The organism is Brachybacterium sp. AOP29-B2-41, assembly GCF_052378395.1.
In the GTDB taxonomy this organism is placed as follows: Bacteria; Actinomycetota; Actinomycetes; order Actinomycetales; family Dermabacteraceae; genus Brachybacterium.
In genome coordinates, this window is record NZ_JBQSXR010000003.1 from 100,090 (window position 1) to 120,500 (window position 20,411).

Genomic DNA, 20,411 nt, shown 5'->3' on the forward strand with positions numbered 1-20,411 from the left:
TACCGATTCGTTGGGGAAGACGCATCGGAGACCGGAAGGAACGAGATGACTCAGGGCGTTCTGTATATTCACTCCGCTCCGCGGGCCCTCACGCCGCATATCGAATGGGCCGCCAGCGGAGTTCTCGGCGTGCCCGCACGCATCCGCTGGGAAGACCAGCCGGTGAGCCGTGGGCTGCAACGTGCCGAGATGACCTGGCGCGGGCGCGAGGACACCGGGGCCCAGCTGGTGAGTGCGCTGCGCGGCATGAACGAGGTGCGCTTCGAGGTCACCCAGGAGGCCACCGCCGCAGTGGACGGTGCCCGCTGGAGCTGCACCCCCGAGCTCGGCATCCATCATGCCGCCACCGATCATGCAGGGAACATCGTCCTCACCGAGGACCATGTGCGCGGCTGCATGGAACGGGCAGGGAACGACCCGCACGCCCTCCGCCATGAGCTCGACATCGCCCTCGGTGCCCCCTGGGACGACGATCTCGAGATCTACCGTCATGCTGGTGAGGGCGTGCCGATGCGGTGGCTGCACCGCGTGAGCTGAGCGCAGCTGCACTCATGGTCCGTGGAAGCCAAGCCCATGGAAGACCGGAACGGCGCCCGGAACACTCTCCGGTAAGGGAAGTGCTCCGAACGCCGTTCAGCGGACTGCGCGGTGGGCAGGGTGCTGCGCGGCGCGAGAACGCGCCGCGTGGCACGTCGATCAGGCGCTGGTGAAGACCACCGCAATGTCGTGGCCGCCGAAGCCGAACGCGTTGTTCAGCACGGCGATGTCGCCGCCCGGCAGCTCGGCCGGCGCGTTCTGTGCGATCCGCATCGGGGTCTCCGGGTCGAGGTTCTCGATGTTGATCGTCGGCGGGGCGAGGCGGTGGTGCGAGGCGAGGACCGAGAAGACGGACTCGAGTGCGCCGGCGCCGCCCAGCAGGTGGCCGGTCATCGACTTGGTCGAGGAGACCACGATCTGGTCCGTGACGCCGCCCAGCGCGGTGGAGACGGAGTTGAGCTCGCCGATGTCGCCCAGCGGGGTGGAGGTGCCGTGGGCGTTGAGGTGCACGATGTCCTGCGCGGCGACGTCCGCATCCTCGACGGCCTCGCGCACTGCGCTGGCCTGACCCTCGGGGGAGGGGGCGGAGATGTGGTGCGCGTCGGAGGCCATGCCGCGCCCCGAGGCGTAGGCGTACACGCGGGCACCGCGGGCGGCGGCGTGCTCCTCGCTCTCGAGCACCAGGATGGCCGCGCCCTCGCCGAGGACGAAGCCGTCGCGGTCCACGTCGTAGGGGCGCGAGGCGTGCTCGGGATCATCGACCCGGGTCGAGAGGGCGCGGATGTTCGCGAAGGCGGCGATGGTCATCGGGTGGATCGATGCCTCGGTGCCGCCGACGACGACCACGTCGGCCCGGCCGTCGCGGATCATCCCCATGCCCAGAGCGACCGCTTCGGCGCCGGAGGCGCAGGCGGAGACGGGGGTGTGGGCACCGGCGCGGGCGCCGAGCTCCATCGAGATGTTGGCGGCCGAGGAGTTCGCCATCAGCATCGGGACGGTGAACGGGTTGACCCGCCGGGCGCCGCGCTCGCGCACCACGTCCCACTGGTCCAGGGTGGTCCAGATGCCACCGATGCCGGTGCCGACCACGACGCCGAGCCGTTCGGGGGCGACCTCGGGGGCACCGGCATCGGCCCAGGCCTCACGTGCGGCGACCATGGAGTACTGCCCGGAGGGGTCCAGCTTCTTGGACTCGGGCCGGGTGAGGGAATCGAGAGCGCCGGGAACGATCTGGCAGGCGAAGTCCACGGACAGCCCGTAGCGCTCCTTCCAGTCGTTGTCGAAGGTGCGCGCGGTGGAGGTCCCGGCCAGAGCGGCCTCCCAGGTGGAGGTCACGTCACCGCCGAGCGGGTTGACGGTGCCGAGGCCGGTCACGGCGACACGAGAACGGGGAGCGGGCATACGGACCTCCGGGTCGGGGCGGCAGACGAAACGGCGACGCCCGGGACGGGATCGTCCCGGGCGTCAGGCGGGGCTCAGTTCTGGGCGCCCGCGATGTACTTGACGGCGTCGCCGACGGTCGCGAGGTTCTTGACCTCTTCGTCGGGGATGCGGACGTCGAACTTCTCTTCGGCGTTGACGACGATGGTCATCATCGAGATGGAGTCGATGTCGAGGTCGTCGGTGAATGACTTCTCGAGCTTGACGTCCTCGGTGGCGACACCGGTCTCCTCGTTGACGATCTCGGCGAGGCCCTCGAGGATCTCGTTCTCCGTGTGTGCCATGGGTGCTCCTTCAGGTGTGCGGATGTGTGGCGGTCACAGACTACCCGTGCTACCGCGCGGTAATCGGCCAGCGGGGATCGTGTCCCCCGTGAGGCGTGATGCGGGCGACAGTGCGCCCGCGACGGATCACGGCAGGATCAGGACCTGGCCCGCGTAGGCGAGGCCGGCACCGAAGCCGAACTGCACGAGCACGTCGCCGCTCTTGGCGGCGCCCTCCTCGATCAGACGGTGCGTGGCCAGCGGGATCGAGGCGGCAGAGGTGTTCCCGGTCTCGGCGATATCCCGGCCGATCACCACGGAATCAGGCAGCTTCAGCTGCTTGGCGAGCTCGTCGATGATCCGCATGTTGGCCTGGTGGGGCACGAACACGTCGATGTCCTCGATGCCGATCCCGGACTTCTCGAGCATCTCGCGGATCTTCTCGGCGGTGTGCCAGACGGCCCAGCGGAACACCGTGCGGCCGTCCTGCTCGAGGGTGGGCCACGGGCCGTTGCCGTCGCGGAAGTTCACCAGCGAGTTCGTCATCCGGATGGTGTTCCAGTTGTCGCCGTCGCTGCCCCACACGGTGGGGCCGATCTTGGGAGCGTCGCTCGGTCCGACGATCGCGGCTCCCGCGCCATCACCCAGCAGGAAGGAGATCGAGCGATCGGTGGGATCGACAAAATCGGAGAGCTTCTCCGCGCCGATCACCAGCACATGACGGGCGGCACCTGAGCGGATCAGCGAATCCGCCTGACCGATCCCGTAGGCGAAGCCGGCGCAGGCGGCGGAGATGTCATAGGCGATGACGTCGGGCCGACCCAGCTCTCCGGCCAGCAGCGTGGCCAGGGACGGGGTCGGGTAGGGGAACGAGATGGTGGAGACGATGATCGCGTCGAGCGTCTCCAGATCGATACCGGAACGCTCGATCGCCTCCTTGGCCGCTGTGAGCGAGAGGTCCTTGACGCCGACGTCCTTGCTGGCCCGCATGCGGGTGATGATGCCGGTGCGCTGCCGGATCCACTCATCGGAGGAGTCGATCGGACCGACCAGGTCGTCGTTGGGTACGACGACATCGCCGCGGGCCGCGCCATAGGCGAGGACCTGCGAGCCGGGGACGGTCTTCTGAGAGGTGAGGGCGACGGTCATGTCAGTTCTCCTGATCCGTGGGGGCGACGCCAGCATGTTCGCGCACCAGGGCACGGGCCGACTCGAGATCGTCAGGGGTGTTGAGGTTCGCCAGCGCGATCCCCTTCAGCTCGCGCTTGGCGAGCCCGGTGAGGGTCCCTGCGGGGGCGACCTCGATCAGCGCGGTCACGCCGCGCTCGCGCAGCGCCGCCATGCAGGCCTCCCAGTCCACGGGGGAGGCGACCTGGTTCACGATCAGCTCGAGGTAGCGGGCACCGGAGGTGATGACCTCGCCACCGGCGTTGGAGATCAGCGGCACCGACGGGTCCGAGGGGTGCAGGCCGGGCGCGAACGCTGCCAGCTCCTCGCGGGCCCCGGCCATGTACGGGGTGTGGAAGGCGCCGGCGACCTGGAGGGGGATCACGCGAGCCTTCGCGGGACCGTCCTCGACCAGGGCGGCGATCTTCTCACCCGTCCCGGCTGCGACCACCTGGGCGGCGGAGTTGATGTTCGCCGGGTGCAGGCCGTGGCGCCGGATCGTCGCGATGACGTCCTCGCGGGTGCCGCCGACGACGGCCGCCATCGAAGTGGGCTCCGCCGCCGCAGCCTTCGCCATCGCCTGGGAGCGGACGGCGACCAGACGCATCGCGTCCTCGTTGCTCAGCACCCCGCCCAGTGCAGCGGCCGTGAGCTCTCCGACGCTGTGGCCGGCGAAGGCGTCAGCGGCGGGCAGGCCCTGCTCCTGGTACAGGGACGAAGCGGCGATGATGCCCGCGGCGACCAGCAGCGGCTGGGCCACGGCGGTGTCGCGGAGGGTGTCCGCATCGGACTCGGTGCCGTGGCGGAGCAGGTCGACGCCTGCCGCTTCGGACAGGGCTGAGAGCGCTTCCTCGACGCCGGGCAGTTCACGCCACGGGCTCAGGAATCCGGGCTTCTGCGCCCCTTGTCCGGGACAGACGATCGCGAGCACTGGTACCTCCAGGGAGAGACGGGGCACGGCCCGCTCGGAGGACGAGACGGGCCGGCTGGGGGAGAGACCGTCGGGCCTCCCGTCACGAGGACGGGCGGCCCGACGGGGCGATCAGGACTCGCCGCCGAAGGAGCCGGACTGGCCGGCATTCACATTCGTCAGGTCGTACTTGTCGATGGCCTGGCGCACCACCGAGGGGTCCACCTTGCCCTCCTTGGCGAGCAGCTGAAGGGCCTTGACGACCATCGAGTGCGCATCGATCTTCAGGTGACGGCGAGCTGCCGGACGGGTGTCCGAGAAGCCCCAGCCGTCGGCCCCGAGCACGCCGTAGCGTCCCGGGATCCACTCGCGGATCATGTCCGGGACCATGAAGTCGTAGTCGGAGGTCGCGACGAACGGACCCTCGACGCCTTCGAGCCGCTGGGAGATCCACGGAGTGCGCTGATCCTCAGGATGCAGGAGGTTGTGCTTCTCAGCCTCCTGGGCCTCCTTGCGCATCTCGGTCCACGAGGTGACCGACCAGACGTTCGCCTTCACGCCCCAGTCCTCGGCCAGCAGCTCGCGGGCGTGCAGCGCCCACGGGACACCGACGCCGGAGGCGAGCAGCTGAGCTTCGGGGCCATCGCCGTCAGGCTTGGCCTCGAGCAGGTACATGCCCTTGAGCAGCCCCTCGACGTCCAGGCCCTCGGGCTCCTTGGGCTGCACCATCGGCTCGTTGTAGACCGTGATGTAGTAGAAGACCTCTGCGACGCGGTCGTCCTCGCCGTACATGCGCTGGAGACCGTCGCGGATGATGTGGCCGAGCTCATACCCATAGGTGGGGTCGTAGATCACGGCCCCGGGGTTGGTCGACGCGAGGATCGGCGAGTGGCCGTCCATGTGCTGCAGGCCCTCGCCCGCGAGCGTCGTCTTGCCGGCGGTCGCGCCGATCACGAAGCCCTTGGCCATCTGGTCGCCGGCGGCCCAGAAGAAGTCACCGGTGCGCTGGAACCCGAACATCGAGTAGAAGATGTAGAACGGGATCATCGGGAAGTCGTGCGTGGCGTACGAGGTGCCTGCCGCGGTGAAGGCTGCGGTGGAGCTGATCTCGTTGATGCCCATGTGCTTGATCTGGCCGGAGGTGGACTCCTTGTAGGCCAGGAGCAGATCGCGGTCGACGGAGAGGTAGTTCTGACCGTCGGGGTTGTAGATCTTCGCCGTCGGGAACAGCGAGTCCATGCCGAAGGTGCGGGCCTCGTCGGGGACGATCGGGACCCAGCGCTTGCCGGTCTCCTTGTCGCGCATGAGGTCCTTCAGCAGCCGCACGAGCGCCATTGTGGAGGCGATCTCCTGCTTGCCGGAACCGCGCTTGACGACCTCGTAGGCCTTGTCGCCGGGGAGGTTCAGCGGCTTGTGCTCGGTGCGGCGTGAGGGGACCGGACCGCCGAGGGCGGCGCGGTGCTCCTTGAGGTACTTCATCACCGGTGCATCGTCGTCCGGCAGGTAGAACGGTGCGTCGTAGACGCTGCCGGCGGATTCGAGCTGCTCGTCGCTGATCGGGATGCGCAGCGTGTCGCGGAGGGCCTTGAGGTCCTCGGGGGTGAACTTCTTCATCTGGTGGGTCGCATTGCGGCCCGCGAAGTTCTTGCCCAGGCGGTAGCCCTTGACGGTGTGGGCCAGGATCACGGTCGGCTTGCCGTTGCTCTCGGTGGCCTGCTTGAACGCTGCGTAGATCTTCTTCGCGTCGTGACCGCCGCGGTTCAGCTTCCACCAGATGTCCTCATCGGACATGTCCTCGACCAGTGCCTTGGTGCGGGGGTCGCGGCCGAAGAAGTTGTCGCGGATGAACCCGCCGGACTCGGCGCGGTAGGTCTGGTAGTCGCCATCCGGGGTGGCGTTCATCAGGTCGATGAGCGCGCCGTCGGTGGACTCTTCGAGCAGCGGATCCCAGCCCGCGCCCCAGATCACCTTGATGACGTTCCAGCCGGCACCGCGGAACTGGCTCTCCAGCTCCTGGATGATCTTGCCGTTGCCGCGGACAGGGCCGTCCAGGCGCTGCAGGTTGCAGTTCACCACGAAGGTGAGGTTGTCCAGGTGCTCCTTGGCGGCGATGTGCAGGGCGCCGCGGGATTCCACCTCGTCCATCTCGCCGTCGCCGAGGAATGCCCAGGTGTGCTGCTCGCTGGTGTCCTTCAGGCCACGGTTCTGGAGGTACTTGTCGAAGGAGGCCTGCTCGATCGCGGCGACCGGGCCGATGCCCATCGAGACGGTCGGGAACTCCCAGAAGTCCTGCATCGCCCGCGGGTGCGGGTAGGAGGGCATCCCGTGCTCGCTGGAGACCTCCTGGCGGAAGCCGTCGAGGTCGTCCTGGGAGAGGCGGCCCATCATGTAGGCGCGTGAGTAGATGCCGGGGGAGGCATGGCCCTGGAAGAAGACGTGGTCGCCGCCGCCGGGATGGTTGCGTCCGCGGAAGAAGTGGTTGAAGCCGACCTCGTACATGGTCGCGATCGAGGCGTAGCTCGAGAGGTGCCCGCCGACGCCGATCCCGGGAGCCTGCGCCCGGTGCACCACCATCGCCGCGTTCCAGCGGTTGATGTTGCGCAGCTCCTTCTCGAGCTCGAGGTCACCGGGGTACTCCGGTTGCTGCTCGACCGAGATGGTGTTCACGTAGTCCGTGGTGAGCGACTCCGGGAGGTGGATGTCCTCTTCCCGGGCGTGCTGGATGACGCTCTGGACGATCTCGGAGGCGCGCTCGGCACCGCGGTGCTCGACGAGACCGTCGAACGAGTCCAACCATTCCCGGGTCTCTTCCGGATCCGGATCCTGGGCATGGCTCGGCAGGTTGATGCCGATGGGACGAGGGGTCTCGTGCGAAGTCACACTGTCCTTCTCTCTACGGGAGGGGGCGGACCGGCCGGGGGAGCGGGAATCGCCGGTGGGCCCTGCTCCGTCGGCCTCGGTGCGTGCAAGCCTACCGTTGCCAGGAGGGCGCGGGACCTCCACGCACCGTCCGCATCTGTGACACGTCGGACATCGAATTCTCCGGTGCTGGCACCGGGACTCTCGTCCCGGAATGCATGTGAGGTGCGCGTGACATAGAATCAGGCCCGCGCAGCACGGCCTCGGGCCCTGCAGGCCCCCGTCGCTGCCGAGTTCGTCATACCCCCGCTCTGAAGGAGTCCTTTCTTGTCACCGTCGGCAGACGCCACTTCGTCCAGCTCCCTCGCCGAGGTGCTGAGCTTCACCACGGGCCAGATCGTGCAGGAGATCGGCTACGACGATGATGTCGATCTTGACCTGCGCGATGCGATCGAGGATCTCATCGGCGACGAGCTCGAGGATGAGGACACCCAGGAGATCGTGGACGCCGTGGTGCTGTGGTGGCGCGATGGCGACGGTGACCTCACCGACGCCATGGTGGACACCCTGCGGAACATCGAGCCCGGTGCGCCGGTGTGGATGCTGGTCCCCAAGGCAGGCCGCCCCGGTCACGTGATGCCGGGAGACATCCAGGAGAGTGCGAGCATCGCCGGGCTGCGGGTGATGAGCTCGGTGAGCCTCGCCCCGGACTGGAACGGCACCCGCCTGGCCAGCCGCCCCAGCTGAGCCGAGACGACGCTCCGGTGAGGAGCGTCACGGTCTCCGGTGTGCTGGAGGCCACGGGGGTCCGCCCCCGTCCGGGTCGTTAGCTCAGTTGGTCAGAGCGCCTGGTTTACACCCAGGAGGTCGGGGGTTCGAGCCCCTCACGACCCACTTCACGAAAGGCCTCTGGCCTGTACGAACAGCGCAGAGCCAGGATTCCCGAGCTGCTCTGAGCAAAAGGGCGGCGTCGACTGTCCGGCGCGAGCCGCAGACTCGGGCCCATGATCACCACGACCTGGCTGGTCCGCGCATCCCGCGGATGGGTCGAGCCGATGCCTCCGCCGTGCGACTGCGGCAGCGACTGCCACACGATCGGCTGGCGCGCCTGCCGGTGCGGCGCCGGGCCGACTGAGGGAGGCCATCGCACCTGGGCGTGCCGGGCCTGTGGGCGGCGGACCGCGGTCGGATGCGTGGGACCGGTGGGGCGCGGACCGCTCGAGGAATACGGAGTCCGGGGACGACGAGCCAACACGGCGAGCTCGACGACGTCCCGCCGGCGGAGCTCGACGGAACCCTCTACGCTACCCAGCAGTGCGACCGGGTCCTGAGCGAGAACAGATGACCGGCGCCTCCAGCAGGCCCCCATGGGGTTCAGGAAGGACGATGGTGTGCCAGAAGGATGAGCCGGGCGCCGGGCTCCACACACGGCGTGTGCACGTTGGCGGCCATACCGTGGACGTGCGGGGTACCTTCGCCCCGGAGCGCCCACCGATCGTGCTGGTGCATGGGATCGGCATGTCGGGGGAGTACTTCCTGCCGTACGGCGACCTGCTCGCAGTCACTCACGACGTGTACACCCTCGATCTGCCGGGCTACGGCAGCACGCCGCAGCCGGTCCGCGCGCTCACCGTCCCGGAGCTGAGCGACGTGGTCGTGGGGGTGGTCACGACGCTGGGGCTGGATGCGCCCGTCCTCGTAGGTCATTCCATGGGCTGCCAGATCGTCGCGGACGCGATCGCCGACCATCCGGGGTTGTGCGCCGGCTATATGTTGATCGGCCCGACCGTGGACCCGGCCGCGCGCAGCCTGCACGCCCAAGGCATGCGGCTGTTGCGGGACACCCTGATCGAGTCGCCCCTCAGCAACGCGGTGGTGTTCCGCAACTATCTGCGGATGGGCCCGTTGCGGTATCTGCGCACTGCCCGGCACATGCTCGCTGACCACACCGAGGAGACCATTCCACGGTGCACCGTTCCGGGACTTGTGGTCCGCGGGGCGCGGGATCCGATCGCGTCCGCCGAGTGGGTGCGCCTGTTGGTGCGCCTGGCCCCGGACGCCGCCCTGCGGGAGATCCCCGGCGGCTCCCATAACGTCCAGCACATTCGGCCGCACGATCTCGCCGCCGCCTGCGCACCGTTCCTCGCCGCCGTCAACGGCGGCCGTCCCGGTCCGCAGACCACCTCCCCGAGCGCATGACCGGTCGCAGGTTGCGCCTGAAAGAGCTTTCTCCCGGTCCATTGAGTCGCCTGCCTGAGATGCTCGCCGAGGCCGGAGCCGATCTCGATGCCTGGGCCCGCGACTACGCCTACGCCCTCCGCTGGCAGATCACCGCGCTGGTCCGCCGGCCCGACCCCCACACCTACCGCCAGCCTGGTCCGGACAAGCTCGTCGTCGTTCTTCTGCCCGGGATCTACGAGACCTGGTCCTTCATGCGTCCGGTGGCTGACGTGCTGCGCGAGCACAGCTACGACGTGCGTGCAGTCGTCGACATGGGGTACAACGGCGGCAGCATCGAAGACATGGCGAACCTCGTGGACGGATTCATCCGCCGTGAAGGCATCGGGCACTGCGTATTGGTGGCCCACAGCAAGGGCGGGTTGATCGGCAAGCTCCTGCTCGCCCGGTACAACGAGACCGGCGTGATCCAGGGACTCGTGGCCCTCAACACGCCGTTCGAAGGCTCCCCGCTGGCCCGCTTGCTGCCGCTGCCCGCGATCCGCGTCTTCCTGCCACACTCCCCCGAGCTGGCCGAGCTGGCCGCCAGCCGACACGTGGATCAGGACATCATCTCGATCTACGGCCGCTTCGACCCGCACATCCCGGGCGGCAGCCACCTGGAGGGGGCGCACAACGTGCAGCTGGAGACGCGCGGGCACTTCCTGCCTCTCGGAGATGCTCGAGTGCACGAAGCGGTTCTCGACGGAATCCGGCTGCTCACGCGCTGAGAGCGGTGCCGGGCTCGACTTTCCGGACGGTTCACGGTTTCGGTGCCGCACCGGCGTCCGGAAGGTACCTCTGGCTTGGCGTGGCACCGAACTCTGCGCCTCGCAGAGGGCCAGGGCTACCTCCTGCCCGGCTTCTCATCCGCGCTCATGACGCGGCTAGAGGCCGGTCACGGCATACAGCAGCACCAGCACCACGGGCACGGCGACGACCAGGCAGCCCCAGATGACTGCGGTCTGACGCTCCTTCGCCTTCTCCTCGGGCGTCGGCGCGGGGGCCTCTGGCCGTCCGGACTTCTCCCACTCTTCGCGGGCGCGCTGGCGCCGCACCAGGAGCTGTCCGACCAGGACGACCACCGAGACCAGGATGGCCACGGCCATGGCGAGCAGGATGAGATTCGTGATGGCGGTGCCTCCGGAAGGTCGCAGGGGTCAGGGACTGTGCACAGGGTCTCACGGCCCGGCCCGTCCACCTGGACGCTTCCTATACTGGCAGGGCAGCCATGACCGGCGTGCTCCGCAGCTCGCGGGGCCTCGGCCGGAGCCCCGTTGAAGGAGGAGCCGCGCAGGTGAGTGCACCCAGCAGAGAGTTCGACGTCGAGACGATTCGCGCAGACTTCCCGATCCTCACCCGGATGCTCGATCCGGACACCCCCCTGATCTACCTCGACGGCGGTGCCACCTCGCAGCGCCCCCAGCAGGTGATCGATGCCGAGGTCGCCTACCTCCTCAGCGACAACGCCGCGGTCAAGCGCGGCGCCCATCGGATGGCGGGCTTCGCAACCGACGCCTACGAGAATGCCCGCGAACGCATCGCGGACTTCCTCGGCGCCCCTTCTCCGGACGAGGTGGTGTTCACCAAGAACGCCACCGAGGCGCTGAACCTGGTCGCATACTCACTCGGCAACGGCGACGAGTCCACCCCGGCCCGGCTGCGGGTGCGCGAGGGGGACGAGATCCTGGTGACGGAGATGGAGCACCACGCGAACCTGGTGCCCTGGCAGGAGCTCGCCCGGCGCACCGGCGCGACTCTGCGCTGGATCCCGGTGACTGACGAGTTCACCCTCGACCTCACCGATCTCGACTCGCTGGTCACCGAGCGCACCAAGGTCATCGCCTTCACCCATCAGTCCAATGTGCTGGGCACCGTGAACCCGGTCGGCACGCTGGTCGAGGCCGCGCGCGCCGTCGGCGCCCTCACTGTGCTGGATGCCGCGCAGTCCGCGCCGCACATGCCCTTCGACGTCGCTGAGCTCGGGGTGGATTTCGTCGCCGCGTCCGGGCACAAGATGCTGGGCCCCACCGGGATCGGTGTGCTGTGGGGACGCTACGAGCTGCTCGCCGAGATGCCGCCCTTCCTCACCGGCGGTTCGATGATCGAGCTGGTCGATATGGAGCGCTCCACCTTCGCCGAGCCGCCCGCCCGTTTCGAGGCCGGCACCCCGCCGATCTCGCAGGCCGTGGGGCTCGCAGCGGCCTGCGACTATCTCGACGCTCTCGGGATGGAGCGGATCGCCGCCCATGAGCAGGCGCTCACCCAGCAGGCGCTGACCGGCCTCGCCGCGATCGACGGGGTGCGGATCATCGGCCCTGCGGCGTCCCCGTCACGCACGGGCGCGGTGGCCTTCGACGTCGCCGGCCGGCATCCCCATGACGTCGGCCAGGTGCTCGACTCGCTGGGCATCGAGGTGCGTGTGGGGCACCACTGCGCATGGCCCCTGCATCGCCGCTACGGCGTGCACGGCACCACTCGTGCCAGTTTCTCCGTCCACACCACCGCCGCCGAGGTCGACGCCTTCATCGCCGGCGTCGCCCACACCATCGACTTCTTCGGATCCCTCTCATGAGCAGCCAGCTGTCCGCCCTGTACACCGAGCTCGTGATCGAGCACGACAAGCGCCCCCTGCATGCCGGGCTGCGCGAGCCGTTCTCCACCGAGGTCCATCACGTGAACCCCACCTGCGGGGACGAGATCACCCTTCGTCTGCAGCTCGCCGACGGGGGTGAGCGGATCGAGGACATCTCCTATGACGCCGTCGGCTGCGCGATGAGCCGCGCCGCCGCCTCGATGATGGCGGACCTGCTGATCGGTCGCACCATCGAGGAGGTCGCCCCCGCGCAGGACCACTTCGAGGCGGCCATGCGCTCCCGGGGGCGGCTCGAGGGCGACGAGGACCTCATCGGCGACAGCATCGCGCTGCTCGGCGCGGCGAAGTTCCCTGCCCGCGTGAAGTGTGTGCTGATGCCCTGGAAGGCCTACCAGGCGGCACTGGTCGAAGCACAGATGCTGGGAGCGTGAGCGTCGTGGAGAGCCACCGGGTTGCCGGCAACATGACCGTCGGTTCCGTGATCGGCGCCCTCGAGGACGCCTACCCGCTCGCGTGGGCGGAGTCCTGGGACCGGGTGGGCCTGGTGCTGGGGGAGCGGGGTGCCGCCGTGCAGCGCGTGCTGCTGGCGGTGGATCCGACGGTCGCGGTGGCGCGCGAGGCGGTGGACCGAGGCGCAGAGCTCCTGGTCACCCACCATCCTCTGCTGCTGCGCGGCGCGAGCTTCCTCCCGGCCGACGACGGCAAGGGCGCCGTGGTCACCCACCTGCTGCGGCACGGCACCGCCCTGTGGTGCGGGCACACGAACGTGGACCGCTCCACCCGCGGCACCGTCGGAGCATGGATCTCGCAGCTCGGCCTGCAGGACGCCTCCGCGCTGATCCCGGGGGAGGTGCCCGCGGAGGCGGCGCACGGCTCCCACCGCTTCGGACTCGGCGCCGTGGGCACCCTCCCCGCGCCCACCACGGTGGGGGAGCTGACCTCCGCGATCGCAGGCCTCGTCCCCGCGACCGCCCGCGGAATCCTTCACACCGGTGACGCCGACCGTCCGGTGCGCCGCGTCGCCGTCTGCCCGGGGGCCGGGGACTCCTTCCTCGACGCCGCCGCCGGCGCCGAGGTCGATGTGTACATCACCTCGGACCTGCGCCACCATCCGGCGCTCGAGCATCTCGAATCGGCCGCTGATCCCGCGGTGGTGCCGGCCCTGATCGATGTGCCCCATGCCGCGAGCGAGGCGCTCTGGCTTCCGCTCGCGAAGGACCTGCTCGAGACCGCGGTGCCAGGCCTCGAGGTGCTCCTCAGCGAGCACACCACCGACCCCTGGGGCGGCCGCGCCGGCTGAGCTCAGGCCGCGCGATCCACCAGGACGAGGGTGTCGCCGTCGAGCTCGACCTGCAGGCCGGGCAACCCGGAGCTGACCGCGTCGACGGCCTCATCCGGCGTGGCCGGTGCGCGCTCCAGATCCATCAGCACCTGCGTGACCAGTCCGCGATATCGCTTCGCGTCGTGGGAGATCACCTTGCGCACACCAGCGCGCTCCTGCACGGGTGCCACGTCGAGCACCCGCACCCCGTCTCCGCTGCGCATCGGCATCATCGACCGGTACGAGCCCGAGCGGCAGTCGATCACCAGGGGAGAGCCGCTCTCGGCCTGCTCGGCTCGCAGCTGCGCGGCGAGAGGCCGCAGCTGCCGGGCCCACCACGTGCCCGCCTTGCCCAGCCGGGAGAGCGAGGACCCGGCGGAGAGCCGGTAGGCGGGGATGCGGTCATGAGCGGCGTCGACCAGCCCGAACAGGGCGCTCTGTACGAGCACCTGACGGTCCGCAGCAGGGGAGAGGCCCTCTGAGAGCTGGTCGTAGAGCACCCCTGAGTAGACCGTGAGCGGCCGGTCGACGGGTTCCTGCTCGAGATGGAGCATGCGCCCCACCAGCTCCGGTGCGGAGGCCGGGACGCCGAGGCGGAGCGCGGCATCAGCTCCCGCAGCCGTGCGCTGGGCAGCCCGCAGCATCGTCTGCCGCGCCTCGAACAGGGCCGGGAGCGAGAGCTCCTCGAGATCCAGCCGACCCGCGGTGATCTCCGGGGGGCGGGTCTTCGTCTCCGAGGGCGGCAGCAGGATCAGCATCCGACCATTCTGGTCCCGCCGCGCGCGCCCGCTGGTCAGGGCACGGGGAGAGGTTCCGCACGTCGGCCCTGTCCAACCCGTGCTCCAGCCCGTGCTCCAGCTCGCGGTCGGTGCGGGTCTGTGCGGGTGAGAGCGGCGAGTGCGCGCGGTCAGTGCCCCTGCGAGTGCAGTCGAGACCGCTGCTGCCCGTAGACTGCAGCCGGACCAGTCGGCCGGGCAGCCGCGTCCTCGAGGCTCCGGCCTCGGGGCCGAGGAAAGTCCGGGCTCCATCCGGCACGGTGGTGGGTAACGCCCACCCGGAGTGATCCGCGGGACAGTGCCACAGAAAGCAGACCGCCGCCGCACCCCTCGGGGAGCGGCGGTAAGGGTGAAAGGGTGGTGTAAGAGACCACCGCGGCCTCGGTGACGAGGTCGGCACGGTAAACCCCACCGGGAGCAAGGTCAGACAGGGGATGTTCGAGGGCGCCGGCCCGAGTCCCTGGGTAGACCGCTGGAGGTCGTCGGCAACGGCGATCGTAGAGGGATGGCTGCCGATTACAGAACCCGGCTTATAGGCCGGCTGGTCCGCCCTTCGGGGCCCAGGCGCCGCGACCCTGAAGGGGCGCGGCGCGAGCCGTGTGCAGGGGGCAGAAGGCAGCGGCCTACTTCGCTGCCTCGCGCTTGACCTTCTCCTTCTCCCCCGCCTGCTGCTCGGACTTTTCCGCGGCCTTCTTCGCAGCCTTCTTGGCGGACTTCTCGTCTGACTTTCCGTCGGACGTCTTCCCAGCCTTCTTCGCGGCCTTCTTCAGTGACTTCTGCTCGTGGCGGGCGAGGGCTGCGGCGCCGACGATCCCGGCCTCGTTGCGCAGCTCCGCCGGCACGATCTCGGTCTTGAGATCCAGCAGCGGCAGGAACTTCTGATGCTTCTTGGACACACCGCCGCCGACGATGATCCGGGTGGGGCTGAAGAGGAACTCGACGTGCGAGAAGTACTCCTGGAGCCGGCCGGCCCAGGTCTCCCAGTCGAGGTCCTCCTTCTCACGGATGGAGCTGGCCATGTACTTCTCGGCGGAGTCCCCGTGCAGCAGCAAGTGGCCGAGCTCGGTGTTGGGCACGAGCCGCCCGTCCACGAAGGTCGCGCTGCCCACGCCGGTGCCCAGCGTGACCACCAGCACCACCCCCGAGGTGTCCTGGCCCGCGCCGAACGTCATCTCGGCGATGCCGGCGGCGTCCGCGTCGTTGACCACGAAGACGTCGTGGCCCGTGCGCTTCGTCAGCAGCGCATCGACGTCGGTCCCGATCCAGGCCTTGTCCACGTTCGCTGCGGTCTGGGCCACCCCGGCCTGGATCACGGCGGGGAAGGTGACGCCCACCGGCATGTCGTCGTCGATGTCGAAGGAGGCGATCAGCTCCGCGACCGTGTCCGCGACGGCATCGGGCGTCGAGGGCTGCGGGGTCGCGATCCGCACCCGCTCCGCGAGGAGCTCACCGGTGGCCAGATCCACCGGGGCCCCCTTGATGCCGCTGCCGCCGATGTCGATCCCGAAGGCCTTCTTGCTCATCGTGTCTCCTGGTTGCCGTAGCGGGGCAGGTCCGAGCCCCGCTGATCAGTGCACCGGACGTGGCGGTGCTCACAGCCGCCCAGAATACCTGGCGTGAGGGTCTCGGCGGCGCGAGGTCCGTGACGACTCAGACGACGGTCAGCAGCTCGGGGCCGTCGGCGGTGATGACCACCGTGTGCTCGAACTGCGCGGTGAAGGAACGGTCCCTGGTCACCACGGTCCAGCCGTCGTCCCACTGCTCCCACGCCTGGGAACCGATCGTCACCATCGGCTCGATCGTGAAGGTCATGCCCTCTTCGATGACGTCGTCGAACATCGGGGCGGAGTCGTAGTGCGGGATGATCAGGCCGTTGTGGAAGCCCTCGGCGACGCCGTGGCCGGTGTAGTCCTGCACCGACTCGTAGCCGTGGCGGGCCACGAACTTCTCGATCACGCGGCCGATCACGTTCACCTCCCGGCCGGGCTTGGCGACCTTGATCCCGCGCATCATCGTCTCGTGCGCGACGGTGATCAGATCCTGCGCGCGGGGATGGATCTCGCCCACCGCGAAGGTGGCATTGCAGTCGCCGTGCACGCCGTGGATGAAGGCGGTGACGTCCACGTTGAGGATGTCCCCGGACTCCATCACGGTCGAATCCGGGATGCCGTGGCAGATGACCTCGTTCAGGCTCGTGCAGCAGGACTTCTCGAAGCCCAGATAGCCGAGCGTCGAGGGGTAGGCGCCGTTCTCGATCAGCACCTGGTGGACGACCTCGTCGATCCGATCGGTGGTCACGCCCGGCTGGGCCGCCTCACCGGCGGCCTGCAGGGCCAGTGCGGCGATGCGCGAGGCCACGCGCACCCGCTCGATCACCTCAGGGGTCTGCACGCGGGGACCGCTGTCCGAGACCGCCTCATCCTTGCCGACGTATTCGGGGCGCTCGATGCGTGCCGGCACGCTGCGACGGGGGCCGAGGGTGCCGGGCACCAGCAGCGCGCGGCCTTCTGGACGGGTCCATTCCTGCTCTACAGTCATGTCCACCAGTCTCTCACCGACTTAGAAGGAGCCAGACGTGAGCGAGGGCACGCAGTTCTATTACAACCTCAGCACCGGGAACGTGGAGGAGGGGCAGCAGTCCCCCGGCACGGACCTGATGGGGCCGTACGCGACCCGACAGGAGGCGGAGCGGGCACTGCAGACCGCTGCCGCCCGCAATGAGAAGTGGGAGGAGGCCGACGAGAAGTGGGAGGACTACGGCACCCCGCCGGCGAAGCCCGACGGCGCGCGCTGAGCCTCCCGGCTCACTCGAAGGAGTGCTCAGGACCCGGGTAGCTGCGCTCCCGGACCTCGGCGCGGTACTGCTGCGCGGCCTGCTGGAGATCTCCGCGCAGATCCGCGAACGCCTTCACGAACTTGCCCTGGAAGCCGGAGAGCCCGGCCATGTCCTGCCAGACCAGCACCTGGCCGTCGCAGCTCGGCCCGGCGCCGATCCCGATGGTGGGAACGGAGACCGCCTCGGTCACGCGTGCGGCGAGCGCGGCGGGGACCAGCTCGAGCACGATGGCGGAGGCTCCTGCCTCCTCGAGGGCGAGGGCATCGGCGAGGAGCTTCTCGGCGCCGGCTTCGTCACGGCCCTGGACCCGGTGGCCCGAGAGCGAGTTCACCGACTGCGGGGTGAAGCCGAGATGGCCACACACCGGGATCCCGGCATCGACCAGCGCTCGGACCTGGGCGGTGACCTCCGCTCCGCCTTCGAGCTTGACCACCTCCGCGCCGGCACGGATCAGCTCGACGCCATGGCGCAGCGCGTCCGCTGGCCCGCTCTCATAGGTCCCGAAGGCGAGGTCCGCCATCACCAGCGGGCGGCGCACGCTGCGGGCCACCGCACCGGTGAACGTGAGCATGTCCTGATGGGTGGTCGAGGTGGTGGAGGTGTGACCCAGCACCGTGCTGCCCACGGAATCCCCGATCAGCAGCACCTCGATGCCCGCCGCCTCGAAGACCTGAGCGGCGAACTGGTCGTAGGCCGTGAGCATCGCGAAGGGCTGTCCCTGCGACTTGGCCAGCTGCAGATGACGCAGGCGGATCTTCGCCGGACCGGTGGGGGACTCAGTGCTCACGAGGTGCTCCTGGGCAGTGAACGGGTGGGGAACTGCACTCCAGCCTATCGCCGTCGGGGCCACCCCCAGCGCCTCCGCCCGGTCGCCGGTCTCCTGCCGCAGGAGGTCCCGGAGTGTGCCACTCTGGTGCCGACCCACTCATCGGTCGGCCAGGAGGAGAAGGCGACGTGAGAACGAGGAAGCAAGGCATCGGCCGCCGCATCGCCGCGGGCGCCGGGATGCTGGCGCTCGCGCTGGGCGCCGCGGCCTGCACCGGCGGTGAGGACGAACCGCCCGAGTCGCCGCGGGCCAGCACCTCGCCGCAGGATGCACCGGGACCTGCGCCGGCGGAGGAGAGCACCCCCGCTGCGAGCGACGGCGGGGGGCAGGCCGCCGGCAGCCCGTTCAGCGACGAGCAGCTCGAGGCCGCCTCGCAGCGCTTCGTCGAGGGTCTGCAGCTGCTGGATGACCAGGACTGGGACGCGGCATGCGCCCTGGTGCTGGATCCCACCACCCGTACTGCCCCCGAGGGAGAGCGGCTCCAGGAATGCGCCGACGGGGTGGAACCCGCCCTCGCCTCCTACTCCGAGCTGCTGGTGCCGGGCCGGTTCGACGTGATCGACACCTCCATGGTCGAGGCCACCGACAACGGTGACGGGACCGTCTCGCTCAGCCTGCTCGGGGAGCCGGTGGACATCCCGATGGTGCAGGGTGACGACCAGGAATGGTATTTCTCCCTCCCCTTCTGAGCCTGCCGTGAGGGATCGCGGCGGTGCGCGATGGGGAGTTCTCCCCAGCGACAGCGCAGGATCTGCTGTGCCAATCTGTGCGCAGTCGGCATCCGCGTCGGCGGCGACGCGAGCACCGATGAAGGTGACGGAGACGCGAGCACCGACGAGGGCGACGACGCAGCTGCTGGCGATGACGCCGCCGCTGGCGAGGCCATCAGCGAGCAGGATCTCACCGTAGTGGGTGACCGCTATTACGAGTTCCTGCAGGCTGCCGCCCAGAGCGACGGCACGGCCGCGTGCACGATGATCCTCAACCCGATGACCGACGAACCGATGGAGGGCACCGTGCTTGAGCAGTGCGCCATCGGCTTCGAGGGCGAGGCCGGGGAGACAGACGTTGACCCCTCCCTGCTCGAATCGCTCGACCGCTCGATGTTCGAGGGCGTCGACAATGGAGACGGCACCGCCGGGGTCAGCATGATGGGTCAGGATGCGGGGATGACCTTCATCAAGGCCGAAGACGGCCAGTGGTACATCGACGGCAGCGACTACATCTGAGTCTCCCACCCGTGAGATCGGCGCCCCGGCATCCAGCATTCGGATGCCGGGGCGTTCCGTCTCCGGGAGTCTTGAAGCCTGAGGCACACTGGTCGCATGGGACATCTCCACGATGACGTCATCCGCACCGTCTCCGATCAGGACGTGCGCTTCATCCGGCTGTGGTTCTGCGATATCGCGGGGACGCTGAAGTCCATCGCGATCTCCCCCTCGGACCTCGAGACCGCATTCACCGAGGGCATCGGCATCGACGGCTCCACCATCGAGGGCCTCACCCGCAGCTACGAATCGGACATGCTCCTGCGCCCGGATCCGGGCACATTCGAGCTGCTGGCCTGGCGAGGCGAGACCAACGCGACCGGCCGCATGATGTGTGACGTGCTGACCCCCGACGGTGAACCGGCCGCCTCGGATCCACGGCGGGTGCTGCGCCAGGCCCTCGGCCGAGCGGAGGAGAAGGGGCTGGAGTTCTTCACCCACCCCGAGATCGAGTTCTACCTCTTCGATGAGCCTTATGCGCAGGGCGAGCCGCTGCGCCCGATCGACAACGCCGGCTACTTCGATCACGTCCACCGCGGGCAGGGCCAGGACTTCCGGCGCACCGCGATCCAGCACCTGGAGGCGATGAACATCCAGGTGGAGTTCTCCCACCACGAGAACGGGCCCGGGCAGAACGAGATCGACCTGCGCTACGCCGACGCGCTCACCACGGCGGACAACATCGTCACCCTCCGCACCGTGGTCAAGGAGGTCGCGCTGTCGATGGGCCAGGTCGCCACCTTCATGCCCAAGCCGATGATCGACCAGCCCGGCTCCGGCATGCACACCCATCTCTCGCTCTTCCAGGGCGGCAAGAACGCCTTCCACGAGCCGGGCGCCGAATACGGGCTCTCGCGGACTGGCCGGCACTTCATCGCAGGACTTCTGCGCCATGCCCCGGAGTACAGCGCGGTGACCAATCAGTGGGTGAACTCCTACAAGCGCCTATGGGGCGCGCAGGAGGCACCGAGCTACGTGTGCTGGGGGCACAACAACCGTTCCGCGCTGGTGCGGGTCCCCTTCCACAAGCCCACCAAGGGCACCAGCTCGCGCGTCGAGTTCCGGGGGCTGGACTCCTCGGCCAACCCCTATCTCGCCTTCTCGGTGCTGCTGGCCGCCGGCATGGCGGGCATCGAGGGCGAGTACGAGCTGCCCGAGGGGGCGGAGGACGCGGTCTGGGATCTCTCCGAGCGGGAGCGCCGGGCGATGGGCATCGACCCCCTGCCCACCGATCTCTTCCGGGCGCTGGAGGTCTTCGAGAGCTCCGAGCTGATGGCCAGCACGCTCGGCGAGCAGGTCTTCGAGTTCTTCCTGCGGGACAAGCGCCAGGAATGGCAGCGCTACCGCGAGCAGGTGACCGACTACGAGCTGCGGTCGACCTTCAGCCGGGTCTGA

At 69.1% G+C, this 20,411-nt stretch carries 21 protein-coding genes, 1 tRNA gene and 1 other RNA gene; 13 read left to right on the forward strand and 10 right to left on the reverse strand.

Annotation, left to right across the window (positions count from 1 at the left end):
- Positions 1-45 precede the first annotated feature (45 nt).
- On the forward strand, positions 46-537 hold the full coding sequence (locus tag ACT3T9_RS04175; RefSeq protein WP_441442959.1) for a DUF3145 domain-containing protein: 492 nt from the start codon (positions 46-48) through the stop codon (positions 535-537).
- A gap of 159 nt (positions 538-696) precedes the next feature.
- Here ACT3T9_RS04175 and ACT3T9_RS04180 read toward each other — a convergent pair whose 3' ends face one another.
- From ACT3T9_RS04180 to aceE, 5 genes are all read right to left on the reverse strand, one after another.
- The gene (locus ACT3T9_RS04180) at positions 697-1,938 is read right to left on the reverse strand and encodes a beta-ketoacyl-[acyl-carrier-protein] synthase family protein (protein ID WP_444501880.1); all 1,242 of its coding nucleotides are present in this window, start codon (positions 1,936-1,938) and stop codon (positions 697-699) included.
- A 74-nt stretch (positions 1,939-2,012) separates the two neighbouring features.
- Positions 2,013-2,261 carry an acyl carrier protein gene (locus ACT3T9_RS04185; RefSeq protein WP_010551652.1) on the reverse strand — a complete coding sequence of 83 codons (249 nt, stop codon included), beginning with the start codon at positions 2,259-2,261 and terminating at the stop codon, positions 2,013-2,015.
- A 126-nt stretch (positions 2,262-2,387) separates the two neighbouring features.
- Positions 2,388-3,389, reverse strand: coding sequence for a beta-ketoacyl-ACP synthase III (locus ACT3T9_RS04190; RefSeq protein WP_444600900.1), 1,002 nt, complete (start codon positions 3,387-3,389; stop codon positions 2,388-2,390).
- Position 3,390: 1 nt separating this feature from the next.
- Positions 3,391-4,338: an ACP S-malonyltransferase gene (locus ACT3T9_RS04195; protein WP_444606022.1), complete on the reverse strand. Its 948-nt coding sequence runs from the start codon at positions 4,336-4,338 to the stop codon at positions 3,391-3,393.
- Positions 4,339-4,449: 111 nt separating this feature from the next.
- A complete protein-coding gene (aceE, locus tag ACT3T9_RS04200; RefSeq protein WP_444606023.1) occupies positions 4,450-7,197 on the reverse strand; it encodes a pyruvate dehydrogenase (acetyl-transferring), homodimeric type in 2,748 nt (915 codons plus the stop codon).
- Positions 7,198-7,503: 306 nt separating this feature from the next.
- On the opposite strand from aceE, the gene ACT3T9_RS04205 reads away from it, so the two are divergent.
- The 4 genes from ACT3T9_RS04205 to ACT3T9_RS04220 all read left to right on the forward strand — a co-directional run bounded on the left by ACT3T9_RS04205 (position 7,504) and on the right by ACT3T9_RS04220 (position 10,124).
- A complete protein-coding gene (locus ACT3T9_RS04205; RefSeq protein WP_444592123.1) occupies positions 7,504-7,923 on the forward strand; it encodes a DUF3052 domain-containing protein in 420 nt (139 codons plus the stop codon).
- 73 nt (positions 7,924-7,996) lie between these two features.
- Positions 7,997-8,070 (forward strand) — tRNA-Val (locus tag ACT3T9_RS04210).
- A gap of 567 nt (positions 8,071-8,637) precedes the next feature.
- Positions 8,638-9,375 carry an alpha/beta fold hydrolase gene (locus tag ACT3T9_RS04215; RefSeq protein WP_444606024.1) on the forward strand — a complete coding sequence of 246 codons (738 nt, stop codon included), beginning with the start codon at positions 8,638-8,640 and terminating at the stop codon, positions 9,373-9,375.
- On the forward strand, positions 9,372-10,124 hold the full coding sequence (locus tag ACT3T9_RS04220) for an esterase/lipase family protein (protein ID WP_444592121.1): 753 nt from the start codon (positions 9,372-9,374) through the stop codon (positions 10,122-10,124). Before ACT3T9_RS04215 ends, ACT3T9_RS04220 begins: the two co-directional genes overlap by 4 nt.
- A gap of 156 nt (positions 10,125-10,280) precedes the next feature.
- On the opposite strand, the gene ACT3T9_RS04225 is transcribed toward ACT3T9_RS04220, so the two are convergent.
- Positions 10,281-10,502, reverse strand: a complete 222-nt coding sequence (locus ACT3T9_RS04225; protein WP_444606025.1) for a hypothetical protein — start codon at positions 10,500-10,502, stop codon at positions 10,281-10,283.
- A gap of 188 nt (positions 10,503-10,690) precedes the next feature.
- On the opposite strand from ACT3T9_RS04225, the gene ACT3T9_RS04230 reads away from it, so the two are divergent.
- Genes ACT3T9_RS04230 through ACT3T9_RS04240 form a run of 3 tightly spaced genes read left to right on the forward strand, consistent with a single transcriptional unit; the run spans position 10,691 to position 13,289 of the window.
- On the forward strand, positions 10,691-11,968 hold the full coding sequence (locus ACT3T9_RS04230) for an aminotransferase class V-fold PLP-dependent enzyme (protein ID WP_442331688.1): 1,278 nt from the start codon (positions 10,691-10,693) through the stop codon (positions 11,966-11,968).
- Positions 11,965-12,420: a Fe-S cluster assembly sulfur transfer protein SufU gene (gene sufU / locus ACT3T9_RS04235; RefSeq protein WP_441442966.1), complete on the forward strand. Its 456-nt coding sequence runs from the start codon at positions 11,965-11,967 to the stop codon at positions 12,418-12,420. Before ACT3T9_RS04230 ends, sufU begins: the two co-directional genes overlap by 4 nt.
- Positions 12,421-12,452: 32 nt before the next feature.
- Complete coding sequence (locus ACT3T9_RS04240; protein WP_442331699.1) at positions 12,453-13,289, forward strand: Nif3-like dinuclear metal center hexameric protein; 837 nt, start codon at positions 12,453-12,455, stop codon at positions 13,287-13,289.
- A 2-nt stretch (positions 13,290-13,291) separates the two neighbouring features.
- Here ACT3T9_RS04240 and ACT3T9_RS04245 read toward each other — a convergent pair whose 3' ends face one another.
- Complete coding sequence (locus ACT3T9_RS04245) at positions 13,292-14,068, reverse strand: YaaA family protein (protein WP_444606026.1); 777 nt, start codon at positions 14,066-14,068, stop codon at positions 13,292-13,294.
- Positions 14,069-14,272: 204 nt separating this feature from the next.
- Between ACT3T9_RS04245 and rnpB the strand changes: the two genes are divergently transcribed.
- Positions 14,273-14,635, forward strand: an RNA gene (gene rnpB, locus ACT3T9_RS04250) — RNase P RNA component class A.
- A gap of 74 nt (positions 14,636-14,709) precedes the next feature.
- Here the strand turns inward: rnpB and ppgK are convergent.
- On the reverse strand, positions 14,710-15,609 hold the full coding sequence (gene ppgK / locus ACT3T9_RS04255) for a polyphosphate--glucose phosphotransferase (RefSeq protein ID WP_444606027.1): 900 nt from the start codon (positions 15,607-15,609) through the stop codon (positions 14,710-14,712).
- 127 nt (positions 15,610-15,736) lie between these two features.
- Positions 15,737-16,624 carry a type I methionyl aminopeptidase gene (map, locus tag ACT3T9_RS04260; protein ID WP_444606028.1) on the reverse strand — a complete coding sequence of 296 codons (888 nt, stop codon included), beginning with the start codon at positions 16,622-16,624 and terminating at the stop codon, positions 15,737-15,739.
- Positions 16,625-16,661: 37 nt separating this feature from the next.
- Between map and ACT3T9_RS04265 the strand changes: the two genes are divergently transcribed.
- Positions 16,662-16,880, forward strand: a complete 219-nt coding sequence (locus tag ACT3T9_RS04265) for an SPOR domain-containing protein (RefSeq protein ID WP_441442971.1) — start codon at positions 16,662-16,664, stop codon at positions 16,878-16,880.
- Positions 16,881-16,890: 10 nt separating this feature from the next.
- On the opposite strand, the gene panB is transcribed toward ACT3T9_RS04265, so the two are convergent.
- Positions 16,891-17,709, reverse strand: a complete 819-nt coding sequence (gene panB / locus ACT3T9_RS04270) for a 3-methyl-2-oxobutanoate hydroxymethyltransferase (RefSeq protein ID WP_444600907.1) — start codon at positions 17,707-17,709, stop codon at positions 16,891-16,893.
- A 167-nt stretch (positions 17,710-17,876) separates the two neighbouring features.
- On the opposite strand from panB, the gene ACT3T9_RS04275 reads away from it, so the two are divergent.
- From ACT3T9_RS04275 to ACT3T9_RS04285, 3 genes are all read left to right on the forward strand, one after another.
- Complete coding sequence (locus ACT3T9_RS04275) at positions 17,877-18,437, forward strand: hypothetical protein (RefSeq protein ID WP_444606029.1); 561 nt, start codon at positions 17,877-17,879, stop codon at positions 18,435-18,437.
- Positions 18,438-18,467: 30 nt separating this feature from the next.
- Positions 18,468-18,977, forward strand: coding sequence for a hypothetical protein (locus ACT3T9_RS04280; RefSeq protein ID WP_444600909.1), 510 nt, complete (start codon positions 18,468-18,470; stop codon positions 18,975-18,977).
- A gap of 96 nt (positions 18,978-19,073) precedes the next feature.
- Entirely contained in the window at positions 19,074-20,411 is a 1,338-nt protein-coding gene (locus ACT3T9_RS04285) for a glutamine synthetase family protein (RefSeq protein ID WP_444600910.1), read from the forward strand.